The 12,289-nt window shown below is 37.2% G+C and carries 13 protein-coding genes; 4 read left to right on the forward strand and 9 right to left on the reverse strand.

The window, feature by feature from the left end; translation table 11 throughout:
• Positions 1–23: 23 nt before the first annotated feature.
• Both AC1Z3S_RS13420 and AC1Z3S_RS13425 read right to left on the reverse strand, forming a co-directional pair.
• Entirely contained in the window at positions 24–254 is a 231-nt protein-coding gene (locus tag AC1Z3S_RS13420; protein ID WP_461740786.1) for a hypothetical protein, read from the reverse strand.
• Between the two features lie 209 nt (positions 255–463).
• On the reverse strand, positions 464–1,474 hold the full coding sequence (locus AC1Z3S_RS13425; protein WP_461740787.1) for a cobalamin biosynthesis protein: 1,011 nt from the start codon (positions 1,472–1,474) through the stop codon (positions 464–466).
• Between the two features lie 387 nt (positions 1,475–1,861).
• Here AC1Z3S_RS13425 and AC1Z3S_RS13430 point away from each other — a divergent pair, with 387 nt between their 5' ends.
• Positions 1,862–2,623 (forward strand): hypothetical protein, encoded by a 762-nt coding sequence (locus tag AC1Z3S_RS13430; protein WP_461740788.1) that lies wholly within the window; start codon positions 1,862–1,864, stop codon positions 2,621–2,623.
• Positions 2,624–2,731: 108 nt separating this feature from the next.
• Complete coding sequence (locus AC1Z3S_RS13435) at positions 2,732–3,133, forward strand: hypothetical protein (protein ID WP_461740789.1); 402 nt, start codon at positions 2,732–2,734, stop codon at positions 3,131–3,133.
• Between the two features lie 677 nt (positions 3,134–3,810).
• On the opposite strand, the gene AC1Z3S_RS13440 is transcribed toward AC1Z3S_RS13435, so the two are convergent.
• Complete coding sequence (locus AC1Z3S_RS13440; protein ID WP_461740790.1) at positions 3,811–4,245, reverse strand: universal stress protein; 435 nt, start codon at positions 4,243–4,245, stop codon at positions 3,811–3,813.
• 321 nt (positions 4,246–4,566) lie between these two features.
• Positions 4,567–5,232: a winged helix-turn-helix domain-containing protein gene (locus tag AC1Z3S_RS13445; protein ID WP_461740791.1), complete on the reverse strand. Its 666-nt coding sequence runs from the start codon at positions 5,230–5,232 to the stop codon at positions 4,567–4,569.
• 522 nt (positions 5,233–5,754) lie between these two features.
• Here AC1Z3S_RS13445 and AC1Z3S_RS13450 point away from each other — a divergent pair.
• Positions 5,755–6,384: a TetR/AcrR family transcriptional regulator gene (locus tag AC1Z3S_RS13450; protein WP_461740792.1), complete on the forward strand. Its 630-nt coding sequence runs from the start codon at positions 5,755–5,757 to the stop codon at positions 6,382–6,384.
• A 422-nt stretch (positions 6,385–6,806) separates the two neighbouring features.
• On the opposite strand, the gene AC1Z3S_RS13455 is transcribed toward AC1Z3S_RS13450, so the two are convergent.
• The gene (locus AC1Z3S_RS13455) at positions 6,807–8,153 is read right to left on the reverse strand and encodes a glucose-6-phosphate isomerase (RefSeq protein WP_461735705.1); all 1,347 of its coding nucleotides are present in this window, start codon (positions 8,151–8,153) and stop codon (positions 6,807–6,809) included.
• A 258-nt stretch (positions 8,154–8,411) separates the two neighbouring features.
• Here AC1Z3S_RS13455 and AC1Z3S_RS13460 point away from each other — a divergent pair, with 258 nt between their 5' ends.
• Positions 8,412–9,677, forward strand: a complete 1,266-nt coding sequence (locus AC1Z3S_RS13460) for a BaiN/RdsA family NAD(P)/FAD-dependent oxidoreductase (protein ID WP_461740793.1) — start codon at positions 8,412–8,414, stop codon at positions 9,675–9,677.
• A gap of 53 nt (positions 9,678–9,730) precedes the next feature.
• Here the strand turns inward: AC1Z3S_RS13460 and AC1Z3S_RS13465 are convergent, their stop codons facing one another.
• The 4 genes from AC1Z3S_RS13465 to AC1Z3S_RS13480 all read right to left on the reverse strand — a co-directional run bounded on the left by AC1Z3S_RS13465 (position 9,731) and on the right by AC1Z3S_RS13480 (position 12,199).
• Positions 9,731–10,090, reverse strand: coding sequence for a hypothetical protein (locus AC1Z3S_RS13465; RefSeq protein ID WP_461740794.1), 360 nt, complete (start codon positions 10,088–10,090; stop codon positions 9,731–9,733).
• Positions 10,091–10,192: 102 nt separating this feature from the next.
• Positions 10,193–10,684, reverse strand: a complete 492-nt coding sequence (gene ybaK, locus AC1Z3S_RS13470) for a Cys-tRNA(Pro) deacylase (protein ID WP_461740795.1) — start codon at positions 10,682–10,684, stop codon at positions 10,193–10,195.
• A 28-nt stretch (positions 10,685–10,712) separates the two neighbouring features.
• Positions 10,713–11,483, reverse strand: a complete 771-nt coding sequence (locus AC1Z3S_RS13475; RefSeq protein ID WP_461740796.1) for a type I 3-dehydroquinate dehydratase — start codon at positions 11,481–11,483, stop codon at positions 10,713–10,715.
• A 110-nt stretch (positions 11,484–11,593) separates the two neighbouring features.
• Complete coding sequence (locus AC1Z3S_RS13480) at positions 11,594–12,199, reverse strand: putative ABC transporter permease (protein ID WP_461740797.1); 606 nt, start codon at positions 12,197–12,199, stop codon at positions 11,594–11,596.
• Positions 12,200–12,289: the final 90 nt, after the last annotated feature.

The following is a 12,289-nucleotide window of genomic DNA, read 5'->3' on the forward strand; positions in this document are numbered from 1 at the left end:
GCTTTTATTTATACTCCTGGGAGTTATGTAGCAACCTGATAGGCTGTAACTCCGGTGGAGACGTTCTCAATTTCTTCGATTTTCACTAAAACCTTAAATTGTAAATCGATTAATCTGATTTCATCTCGGGGAGCATATTCCATGACACTTACCGCTACTGTTTTATCATAAACATGCTCAACTCTTCCCAAAACTAGTTCTTTTAAACCAATTGCGCGTCCATAGACATAGTTCCCAATCTCAATATTCGTCATTTTTTATTCTCCTTTCTGTTATTATTATAATAACATGCATTTTTATAAAAATAAATAGTGTAAACGATTTTAATAGCATATTACTTCATTTAATTTAGCATAATGAACGTTATTTAAGTTATTTAAACGTTTTATTATGTTTCTTTTTTAAAAACGACTGTTTTGTTACTTTTTTCTCAAAGATTTTGAAAAAAACTAGCGAATTTAATCTAAGTTGGTTTAATCAATGCAAAGGCAACTTCTTCTGTTGCAAAAGAGGCCGAAATATTTTGCTGACGACTAGCTAGTTGAGCAGCTTTTTTAGCGATTGCTAAATTTGTTATCGTTTTATCCTGAGATTCTGTAGTAATGTTCTCCTCGGAATAAGACATCAAAGGAACTTGCAGCCATGCCGCTAAATCAATTAAGGCCGGTTCGCCTTGCAATTGTTGTGGGCAAGCTAATTGGCGAATACTAAAGGGATTTAGCATTTCCTGATGGCAAAATTTTAAAAAATCTCGCTTTAAATGGGCTGCAGAAAGTGTTTGCTTATAAGAGACACCTAGATAAAAAAGTTTCGGAACAATCGGAATAATTTTTCTGTTTGTCACAATTTCTGCTCTAGTTGAGATAAAAAATACCGCCGCAAAATCATCTAACTCATTAAGTGATGTGATGGGCGTCAGTCGTGGAACATCCTGCAGATAGGGTTGTTCTTGTAATAATCCGATTTTCGCATCGGATTGCAGGAGCTGATCCAAATAATCAGAATTAGTTTTATCTCTTGAATACCAACCACGAACAGCTTTTACAATGCCTGCAAAAGTGGCTAAATCTGGATTTTCTTCTTGGCCGGTAATCACCGCAGTTGCGTTTAAAGCTACCGCTAAAGACCTCGCCAAACGGTTGCCGTAGTTTTCCTTACCGGGTAATAAGCTGATAACAAAATCCCCTGTCTCATCTATCAAAAGAATAAAGTTTTTTGAATCAGTCCAGTCCTTTTGAGTGGGAAAACTCTTTAAGAAACGACCAGTCGACATAAAACAAATCAGCCCATCATATTCAGTGAACAAAGAAGCGAAAACTTTACTTAAATCTGTCTCCACAAAAAACAAAGTTTGGGAGTCTGCCAAGTCTTCCGGCAAAATCAATTCAGCCTGAATCTTTGGATCCAATTTATCAATCGTCTGTTTCGCCAATTGTTTGCCTTTTTTAGATAACGCAATTAAACCAATTTTCACTTTTCCACCCCACATCCTTTATTAATTACCTCTATTATAGCTTAGATTTTTCACAAGAAAAGTGAAAACGTTTCATTTGAGTATAAATTACTTATTTATTTTGAAAAATTCGCAAAATTAATGAAAACCGAGTGTTTAAACAAGTGAATTTAAATAACAATTTAAAAGAAAAAGATTTAGCTGCTGTGTATCTTTCCGAAAACCTACTCAAAAATTTTTTGAAATTTTCTTGATAAGTATTTAATAAACAGGATTATTTCGGTAATAAAGATAAAGAGAGCATTTATTACGAAAGACGTAATTTTTGTAAACTAAAAGAAATAAAAAACGATTCTTATGGCCTAAGTGCTATAATTAAATTGAGAAAAACATAAAGGCGGGATTAAAATGAAAAAACAAATGATTTTTTTGGGATTGTCTTTTTTGTTGTTAAGCGGTTGCCAAGGGAACGAGCCGACAACTACTAGCTCAAGCACCTCAACTACTGACACCAACAGCCAATCAGAAACTTCTACCAGTTCTACCACGATAAACTCTACCGAAAGTTCAACAACGAGCTCTGAAGCTAGCTCGAATTCTTCGACAGCCACCACTACAATCAGGGTTTATTCTGAAGCTGAGAAGCAGGCTATTACCGAAACTTTTTTAAATTGGGCGGATAGTCGTGCTAAAACTGCTGGAATGGCAGTCAATTCAAATTATTTCAATCATGGTGCCAGCGGTATCGGCGATTGGTACGCAGTTACTTCGGATGGTTTAATTCAAGTCCAACAGCAATCTGAGAACGGACTGCCTGGCTATGACTCCTTCCCGTTGCACAGCCTTGGTGGAATTGTCTGGTATTATTCGGTAAACGGGGTAACGGGCATTACCGATGAAGTAGATGACTCGCAGAATTCGCCTAGCACCGCAGTTGGCTTTTCAAATGTGGCAGATAGCCAACAGCCTTTTACGAAATATATCTTAGCGGATAATGGCGTCGTCTATGAAGCCAAAACGAGCTCGGCTTTTTCCGATGGCTTTTATGTCGCCGGCGATGATGGAGACCTTTATACCTACTATTCACCAGAGAGCCAACTAGTTTTCCAAAAATCACAAGACAGCGCTGCTCAAACTGAGCTACAAAGTATTTTGAGTCAGTATAACTAGCCAAATATTCTCAAGATTTTCTAATCTAAAAATAACTTTTCTTCGCTTGATTTATTGATATAATAGCTATTTGGAAGAATGATAAAAAAAGAAATTAGGTGTAAGAAAATGAAAAAAATTATGGGACTTACTTTAGTATGTGCAAGTTTCTTTGTATTGAGCGCTTGTGGGACTTCAACCGATTCAACAAGCAGCTCTTCAAGTGAAGCTACTACTACTTCAACTTCGGCTGCTAATCAAGGTGTGACCTTCACTAAGGGCTTCTACACGTCTAATCCAGAAAAGCAAGTTGAGATTAAGGGAACAGCTGATGAAGATGGCACCATCACCTTCAATAATGCTGCTGGTGAAGAGGAAGCTGTAGCGGTAACGGCCGGCGAAGACTTCACAATTAATTACGATATGGCTGAACTTGGCGACACAGAAGTTACCTTCACTTTTAAAAATGCTGATAATGAAAGCTCAAGCTATGACATCAAACTAATTGCCAATCATTTTGAAGAAGAATAGGACTGTTTGATTAAGCTTTGGCAAAATCAAACACTGATCCAGTATACAAAAGGAGCAGACCCACCTGATAAACTCAAGTGGGTCTACTTTTTGCGAAGAAAGTTTTTTTTAAATCACAAATAGAATTTGATATTGTACTGCTTTTGACAATCCTCTATAATAATAAGCATTAGCAAACCTTTTCAAAGTCAGGAGGAAGACACCTTGAATAACAATAACGACAACAATAACCGCGCCGATGAGTTGATAAAGATAGCCATCGGATTATTAATTCTTGCTGCGATAGTCAGCTTGGCGAAATTCTTTTTATAGTCTAAGTTTAATTGGTTGCTACTAGTTAACTATTTATAAAAAATAGATTCAGCACATCGATGACAAGAGGTTTGATGTCATAGTTGTTGCTGGTCTTTTTTTCTGCAAAATCCCCTCTAAATCAATCCTAGTTTGTTTAGATTTAAAGCCATCCATTGAAGTGTGCTTTCCATCTTAAACTCTCAAGCCGTTTTTTCAACTTATACTCTGTAATTTATAGGCAAAAAAACTTTGACACATCGATACGGAATTGACACACATTAATTATGGTGCCAATCATCCTACTCCTTTTTCACAGAAAGATGAGTTAATAATTTTCCAATATAAAAAGGCCAAGCGATTTACTTGGCCTTGTCTTGTTAAAATTATTTCACTACTAGCACATTGCAAGGGGCGTGGTTGACAACAAATGCAGTGGTGGAACCAACTAGCATTCTTTGAATTCTGCCCTTTCCTGTCACACCAATAACAATCAAATCAATATCATATTCCTCTGGAAGCGTACTAGAAATAAGTTGTTTAGGACTTCCCAACTCGACAATTGATACCGTGTTTGTAACTCCTTCAGTTTCTGCCAGGCGAATTTTTTCAGCGGCTTTGTTCTTTGCAAACTCCATCTCTGCATCTAAAACTTTGGTATAGGCATAGGCACTATTGGAGATATCCGCATCATTAATAATCATAGCAATATGCAACTTGGCTTGGCTGTTTTTAGCAATTGTCAGCGACTCTTTAAAGGCTTTGTCAGCTTGTTCGGATCCATCTACAGCAACTAAAATGTTCTGATATCCATCTAGCATGATGTTCACCTCCCACTTAAATTTTACCATATTTTACCGCAGGAAGCCCGTTTTTTAAGGGAAGTGAGATTTCTTCAAAATCTCACACAAGTTTCTTTTGAAGTAGATGCTGGCAGCTCTAAATCTAAATTGTAACAATTATTTCATTTGGACTGTATTCAATCAAAGATTAATTTTCATCCTTAGTCTTATCAACTGTTTACGTAATTGTATCAGTGATGTCGCATTCGCCAAATCTGCGATAATCGATAACTTCAACAATAAAATTTTTAAAATTGTTCCAGTTCATGCTTCACTCTTACTCTGCTTCTTTCCTTTTACTCAAGCCTCGTCAGCCCAATTTGGTTGTAGACAATAGCCTTTTCGCCAAATCACTTTTAAAGATTGTCCATCAAAACCAGCGTTTTCCATCTTTAAACGAATTTTGCTGACTAATTGTGAAATTTGGGTCTTCCGGGACGTATTGGCCGGCTCCTGCCAAAGATCAAGAGATATTTGATTGCGAGTCAAGATTTGCCCCTCTGCTTCCTCTAACAAATCAAAAAGGCGATTTTCAGTTGTCGACATTTTAGCTTTAAAGACTTCTAAGGCAGTTGAAGCAGGCCCCTTCTGTTGATTGATTTTCTTGCCGTTCACCAGAATTTCCCTTAGCTCAGCGATGGTCATCTCTGCCGAAATAATTTGCGAATCATTAAACTCCTGAACTTCCTCTTCTTTTAGAAAATCCCCGTCAATCTCTAAATCATCCGTTACTCGGTAAACTGCGATGTCTTTAGGCAAATGGCTTAAAAATTTCCGTGCATCAAAATCAGCAATTGTCTCGCTAAGCATGACAATCTTAAAAAAATTGGAATAAAACTCACTGTGTTCTGCTCCTCTTTTTAAGAGCTGAGCTGAGCAAAATACCTCATAACCTAAAAAGCGCAGTTTCTTTTCTAGATTACTCTCTCGAGTAGGATTATTAGTTAAAATCACAATTGGCTCCATAAAGCCCCTCCATTTTTCTTTTACTTAATTTTTTCGACATGAACTACTAATTGATGACAGTTTCAGAAAAATACATTTAGATTAATGATTCATTTCTTGATTTAGTTATTTATTAAATTGTTCAGAAATTCTTTTTAAGTAAACAAGAAATAAAATAACTATCATTCGATTTGAATTATGACATTTATCTTTATAAAGAGCAATTTACATTCGGTTGCAATTTGTAAATTTAGTAGCCTATTTTACCTTAATACAAAATATTTTTGATATTGTCTAGTAGCGAAAGCATCCTAATTGTTTATATAGAGCCATTTATTCTTTTTTATTAATCATAAAAAATAATTATTTTAATAAATTTTAAAAAAATTATTGTTGATGATTTCTTGTATCTTTTATAAAGATTATAACAAAAAATATTAAAATAACCTGTATTTTATAAAAAACAATTTGAAAACAGTACCAAAAAAATGTATTATTTCAGTTGATTAACAAATTTGTGTTGTTTTATAAAGGGGGTTCCTTGTGAAGAAACAATCAATCTCTGAGCTTATTACAGATTGCTTTATTGAACTACTGTTGAAAAAAAATTTTAAATCTATTTCAATCACAGAACTCACAAAAAAAGTTAAGATTAGCCGAGTGACATTTTATAAAAATTTCGAAAATAAGGAGGATATCCTTGATACATTGATTGAAAAATTATTAGGGGAGTTTGATTCTTTGCAGCAAAAACATGTGGCTATTTTTAAAAAAATTAATATGACAGATAATGAAGAATTAAAAGGAGCGCTTTTATCAAGCACTTTAGAGGTTCTAAACTTTTTTTGCAATCACGAAAAGTCTATTCGCGCTTTATCCTCCAGTAAAAATTTGGTAGATTTTATGGATTTATTGCACTTGACTTATTACAATCAATTTACACGAGCAATGCCTGATAATATCTCTAAAGAAGTGGATCAAAGCACTTTAAACTGTTATGCTACTTTCATTACCACTGGGGTAAATGCTGTTATCGAACAATGGTTTCAAAATGGGTTTCAAGAATCACCTGCAACAATAGCAGAAATCCTTACGAACATGTTGACAACGCCATTGCAGGAATTACACTTGACTGCGATGAGACAACAAGCATGTCCTGCCAACTTTGAGTGATATCTTTCCACTTTGTACTACATACATACTTCTCAATATAGTTTTCTATATTAGAAAAAAGTCTTCCCCAAAAAAACTAAGAATCAATCTTCTATTCTTAGCAATTAAATCTCTCGTTATTTAATATTAACTCTATCTAAAATATACTTGATTATTTTAGATTTTATTTCGCGGTTAAAACAATTCTTTGAGACTAATATTTTAGTATCAGTTTTTTCTAAATCAATTGAAGGTTATATTGTGGAACTCCATTTACTATTTAGTTTTTAGAGTTCACTATGAATTTTAAAAATGATAATAATTTGTATTTTGCAATCACTATTCTATCTATCATAGTTAAGTTTTAAGCAAAAAGAAAAAGCACTCGCTTCGAGTGCTTTTTCAATCTTATTATTATAAAGCAGTAGTTTTCAAACGTTGACCTATAAGCGTTCGTTCAACTCTTTAGCTAAGTCTTCAAAGCCAGGTTTGCCTAGTAAAGCAAACATGTTTTTCTTGTAGGCTTCTACACCTGGTTGGTCAAATGGATTGACGCCGTTTAAGTAGCCAGATACGCCAACTGCGATTTCAAAGAAGTACATTAAGTAGCCTAAAGTATAAGCATCCATTTCTGGAATTTTTACTAATAGGTTTGGCACATCGCCATCCGTATGGGCCAATAAGGTTCCTTCAAAGGCTTTGGTGTTAACGAAATCAACTTCCTTGCCTTGCAGATAGCCTAAGCCATCTAAGTCAGCATCTTGTAAAGGAATTTTAACGTTTTTGCGGGCATTTTCAACTTTGACCACTGTTTCAAAAATGTTGCGGCGGCCTTCTTGAATGTACTGACCTAAGGAATGCAAATCAGTTGAGAAGTTTGCGCTTGAAGGGTAAATGCCTTTTTGATCTTTCCCTTCAGACTCGCCGAACAATTGTTTCCACCATTCTGAAAAATATTGCATGCCTGGCTCGTAGTTGATTAATAATTCGGTAACTTTGCCTTTGCGATATAAGATATTGCGCATAGCCGCATATTGATAGGCTTCGTTTTCTGCTAATTTATCACTTGAATATGCTTCACGAGCGTCAGCTGCCCCTTGCATTAGGGCATCAATGTCAGCACCGCTGGCAGCAATTGGTAATAAACCGACCGCCGTTAAGACTGAGAAGCGTCCGCCGACATCATCAGGAATAACAAATGATTCCCAGCCTTCAGCATCTGCTTCAACCTTCACAGCACCTTTGGCTTTGTCAGTTGTTGCATAAATTCGTTTGTTGGCTTCTTCTTTGCCATATTTTTTAATTAATAATTCTTTGAACACTCTGAAAGCAATTGCTGGTTCAGTCGTGGTTCCTGATTTTGAAATAACATTTACTGAGAAATCACGTTCACCGATGACTTCAATTAAATCAGCTAGATAGGTTGAGCTGATGGAGTTCCCTGCAAAGAAAATTTGCGGTGTTTTGCGGGTTTCATTTGGTAACAAATTATAAAAAGTATGTTGCAGAAAATCAATTGCTGCGCGGGCACCTAAATAAGAACCCCCGATTCCGATAACAACCAATACTTCAGAATCAGATTGAATTTTTTCCGCTGCTTTTTTGATGCGGGCGAATTCAGCCTTATCGTAATTTGCTGGTAGGTCTACCCAACCGATATAGTCGCTACCGGCACCTGTTCCTTGGCGCAAATCCTTGTCAGCTGCTGTAACCAAGCTTTGCATATAGCCAAGTTCGTGCTCGTTGACAAAGGGTGCAACTTTTGAATAATCAAATTTAATGTGAGCCATGATAATCCTCCTAAAAGCTATTTTATACACTGTCTACTTTACGTTTTTTTTCGATTTATTTCAAGTAAATACCCGCTATCTTCTGCTTTTTTTGAAATTTCAGCCAATTTTTATTAAACTTAAGAAAATTATGTTACACTCATAGCAGAAATTTTCAAAAGGCACAGCACTGTCAAACACTTTAGCATAGAAATCAAGACTTATTTTAAATTCACTATCATAAATAGAAAAGATAAATTACTTCTTAGGAGGAAAAAATTGGAACAACAATATGAAGTTATTGTCGTCGGCGCTGGCACTAGCGGGATGATGGCGGCCATCAGCGCAGCAGAAAATGGTGCTCGGGTCTTACTCATTGAGAAAAATCGTCGGGCAGGAAAAAAATTATTGATGACCGGTGGTGGCCGCTGCAATGTCACCAATAACCGGCCAACAGAGGACTTAATTGCCCATATTCCCGGAAATGGCAAATTTTTATTTAGTGCCTTTTCCCAGTGGAATAATTTCGATGTGATGGCCTTTTTTGAATCCCATGGCGTTTCATTGAAAGAAGAGGATCACGGTCGGATGTTTCCAGTCACTAACTCCTCTAAAACCGTGGTAGAGGCGTTGATGAAGACCATTCAGGATTTGGGAGCTACGGTCTATTTTCAAACAAAAGTAGAAAAATTAATTCATAAAGATGGCCAAGTCTATGGCGTTAAAACGGATAAAGGGGAATTCACCGCCCCTTGTGTTATTCTTTCAACTGGCGGACGCACCTATCCTTCAACCGGTGCGACAGGTGACGGCTATCAATTAGCTAAAAAAGTCGGTCACACCATTACAACACTTTACCCAACTGAGTCTCCTTTGGTCTCAGAAGAAAGTTTCATCAAAGATAAAACCCTGCAGGGGCTCTCTTTACAGGATGTTAAATTGTCTGTCCTCAATCAAAAACAGCGGGCAGTCACTAGTCATACGATGGATTTACTCTTCACCCACTTTGGTTTATCGGGACCAGCTGCTCTCCGTTGCTCTAGTTTTGTCAATCAAGAGTTGAAAAATGCGGACAATGTTTTAGTCGAGCTGGATTGTTTTCCAGCCGTCAGCTCAGTTGAACTAACACAGCAAGTCCAATCTTCTCTGCAATCTAAAAAAACTGCAAAAAACGCTCTTCACGGTTTAATTCCTGAGCGCTTACTCGCTTTTTATTTAGAAAGACTAACGTTAGCTGATGTGATTGCTGACCAATTGACAACCGAACAAGTCGAATCTTTCGTTATCTTTTTAAAGAGCTTTCCAATCAAAATTGTCAAAACCTTCCCTCTTGAAAAGTCTTTTGTCACAGGTGGCGGAATTAATCTAAAAGAAGTTCAACCTAAAACAATGGAGAGCAAATTGTTGCAGGGATTATTTATGACAGGCGAACTGTTAGATGTCAATGGCTATACTGGTGGTTATAATATTACCGCCGCCTTTGTCACCGGTCATGTTGCTGGAAAAAATGCTGCTGAAATTGCCAGTTACACGTATTTAAATTAAACTAAAAAATCCTTAATGGAGCTAGCGCTCCATTAAGGACTTTTAAATTTACTTTATCTTCTACGAATTTTCCGCCAGAGGCGCCAGAGGGGAAAACGACTGAAATAAGCGATTGCAGCGCTGATAATCAGGCTAATGGCTAAAAATAAAACACCGCCGTAAATATCTTCTGGCAGGATGAAGCGAGCCCCTAAGGTAATCAGACCAAACAAGACAACTGCCAATACAACAGCCACAACATTTAAAACCAACATCACGGAACTTCCGGCTACTGGTACCTCACCTGGTAAAAGATTGGTTGCCGGCATCCCTGGATTAGCCAGCCGCGTCGCATTGATACTCATGCGATTGTACTCACTATTACGAACAGAAGCTTTTTCAACAGATTTATTTTGACGCTCTCTCTCATTCATTTTTCAGCCCTCCTAGATACCTCCAACGGACAATAATTGATTATACTTTCGATAACTTATTATACCATCTGAGGAATCATTTAGGCAATATTGGTTGATTTATCATGCTTCACTAATCAAATCCACAAAAAAACCTTTGACCAAATTTTTTAACTCTTTGGGGGCTACTTCCATCTGCAGACCGCGGCGACCAGCGGAAACGATCATCGTTGCAAAATTTTCTGCCGAAGCATCAAAATAGGTGGGCAATAATTTTTTCATACCTACCGGCGAACAACCGCCACGGATATAACCAGTCGTTACTTCTAAATCTCGCAGGTGTAGCATCTCAACTTTTTTATTGCCGGAAGCCTTGGCGATTTTCTTCAAATCTAATTCTTGATTGCTGGGAATTACAGCGACAATCGGTCCCGTTTTATTCCCCACCGCAACTAAAGTTTTAAAAATTTGTTCAGGTGGAGCTTTTACCTGATCCACCACTTCATCAGCGCCCAAATCACTTTCAGACCACGCATACTCATGTTCAGTGTAGGGAATTTTTTGTTGTTCAACTAAGCGAATTGCATTGGTCTTTTGAATTTTTTTCTTAGCCATAACACGTAGTAACCTTCTTTATTTTTAATTAGCGCCGTTTGTACTCCTGAGGTTTCAATAATTCTAACGCCATCTGCAATTCTTCTAGTGTATATTCATCACTATCAGGATAGTAGGCTACACTGCTGTATGCAATACAGCTGCCGTTGATGCCGCCAGCAATCTGCGAGAGGCGACCTAAATTTCCGCTAGAAAATAAAATAATCGGAATTGCCACAAAGGGCTCCACCTGAAATCCCACCGACATCATCTTCATCACATCGTAACGACTATTGCCATAGGCGACAATTTTTCCAATGTCAGCCTTCAAATGCTCCATCAAATTCAACTGAAATAAAATTAACGCATCATCTGGTGTATCATCTAAATAATAATGACTTAAAATCAGCTTGACTTTGGTTTCCCGCAGCAAATTCATAAAAGAGGGGCCGATTAATTCAGCAACAATCAGCTGCAATTCTAAGATATCGACTAAGCCGCTTTCTGCCGCAGTTAAATAAATTTCCCGTAAGATGCCTGGACTGACTGAATTTTTGCCATCGTCATCCGGCGTCAAAAAACTAAAGATGACTGGCAGGTTTCCTGCAATTTGGCGCAGCTCCTGTAAAACCGCCAAAACACTAGCCATCTCCTGGTATTCTTTGAAATAGTCTCCTCGCCACTCCAACAATTCAGCCCCCTCTGCTACGGCCTTAGTTGCTTGACGGAGGATTTCTTCTTGGGTGTCTCCTTTAATAGCCACACAAATTTTCGGCTCTTGATCGGTTAAAATTAAATCCCGCACTACCACACTTTTCATGCCAACTGCTCCTATTTCCACTTTAAATTGTCAAAATATTCTTAGGAATAGTATAGCACGAGAGGGATAAATGGTCATATTTTACAGTTGCCTGCCGATTTTTTCTGCTGCTAGTTTTTTATAATCGTCGGATCCCACCAATATTTCGTCAAAGCACAGATAATTGCATAGACGGTTAAAACAACGATAATCCGTTTGTAATTGCGTTCTTTTTTGAAATCGCCATAAATGAAATCCAAAAACGGATCAATAAAATAAATCATCGCCAAAGAAAGCACTCCCCAGGCAAGTGAGGAACGCAGGCAAATGCGCCCTTGAAAATTCAGAAAATCTTTAGAATAATCCCAGTAGGTTTTATGAAGCAGCCAGCTGGACAAATAGCTGGATAGCAATTCAAACAAGGTCATGCCAAACATACTGGTAAAAAATAATTTTACCGGCTGTTTTTTATAGCGGTCAAAAAATAAAGAAATCAGCACCGCCCCGATGCCATACATTTCAATTAAAGGGAGGCCCCAAACTAAATGCAAATCCTTTAATAACGGTACACCCTTCAAAAAAGGTAAATATTCTGGTAAACGCCCCATCACAAAGAGATAGCCGCGGTCGGTCATGATACCTTGGGTGAAATAGACCACCAAAGTTTCAAAAATCCAGCCCAGCACCCCGCAAACCAAAAAGATGAAGAGTATGTCATACGAACTTCGCTTTTTCATTTTATCAAACCCTTTTTCTACCATTATACTGATTGTCAAAAAGACTTGAAAGGTGTTGGACTGGATTTTTTGTTTGGTAAATTAAAATAT

The organism is Enterococcus sp. LJL90 (genome assembly GCF_056924355.1).

Bases quoted from the DNA above. Each gene is read 5' to 3' on its own strand.
- AC1Z3S_RS13420 (WP_461740786.1), bottom strand. From the start codon at position 254: ATGACGAATATTGAGATTGGGAACTATGTCTATGGACGCGCAATTGGT.
- AC1Z3S_RS13430 (WP_461740788.1), top strand. From the start codon at position 1,862: ATGAAAAAACAAATGATTTTTTTGGGATTGTCTTTTTTGTTGTTAAGC.
- AC1Z3S_RS13435 (WP_461740789.1), top strand. From the start codon at position 2,732: ATGAAAAAAATTATGGGACTTACTTTAGTATGTGCAAGTTTCTTTGTA.
- AC1Z3S_RS13440 (WP_461740790.1), bottom strand. From the start codon at position 4,245: ATGCTAGATGGATATCAGAACATTTTAGTTGCTGTAGATGGATCCGAA.
- AC1Z3S_RS13445 (WP_461740791.1), bottom strand. From the start codon at position 5,232: ATGGAGCCAATTGTGATTTTAACTAATAATCCTACTCGAGAGAGTAAT.
- AC1Z3S_RS13455 (WP_461735705.1), bottom strand. From the start codon at position 8,153: ATGGCTCACATTAAATTTGATTATTCAAAAGTTGCACCCTTTGTCAAC.
- AC1Z3S_RS13465 (WP_461740794.1), bottom strand. From the start codon at position 10,090: ATGAATGAGAGAGAGCGTCAAAATAAATCTGTTGAAAAAGCTTCTGTT.
- ybaK (WP_461740795.1), bottom strand. From the start codon at position 10,684: ATGGCTAAGAAAAAAATTCAAAAGACCAATGCAATTCGCTTAGTTGAA.
- AC1Z3S_RS13475 (WP_461740796.1), bottom strand. From the start codon at position 11,483: ATGAAAAGTGTGGTAGTGCGGGATTTAATTTTAACCGATCAAGAGCCG.
- AC1Z3S_RS13480 (WP_461740797.1), bottom strand. From the start codon at position 12,199: ATGAAAAAGCGAAGTTCGTATGACATACTCTTCATCTTTTTGGTTTGC.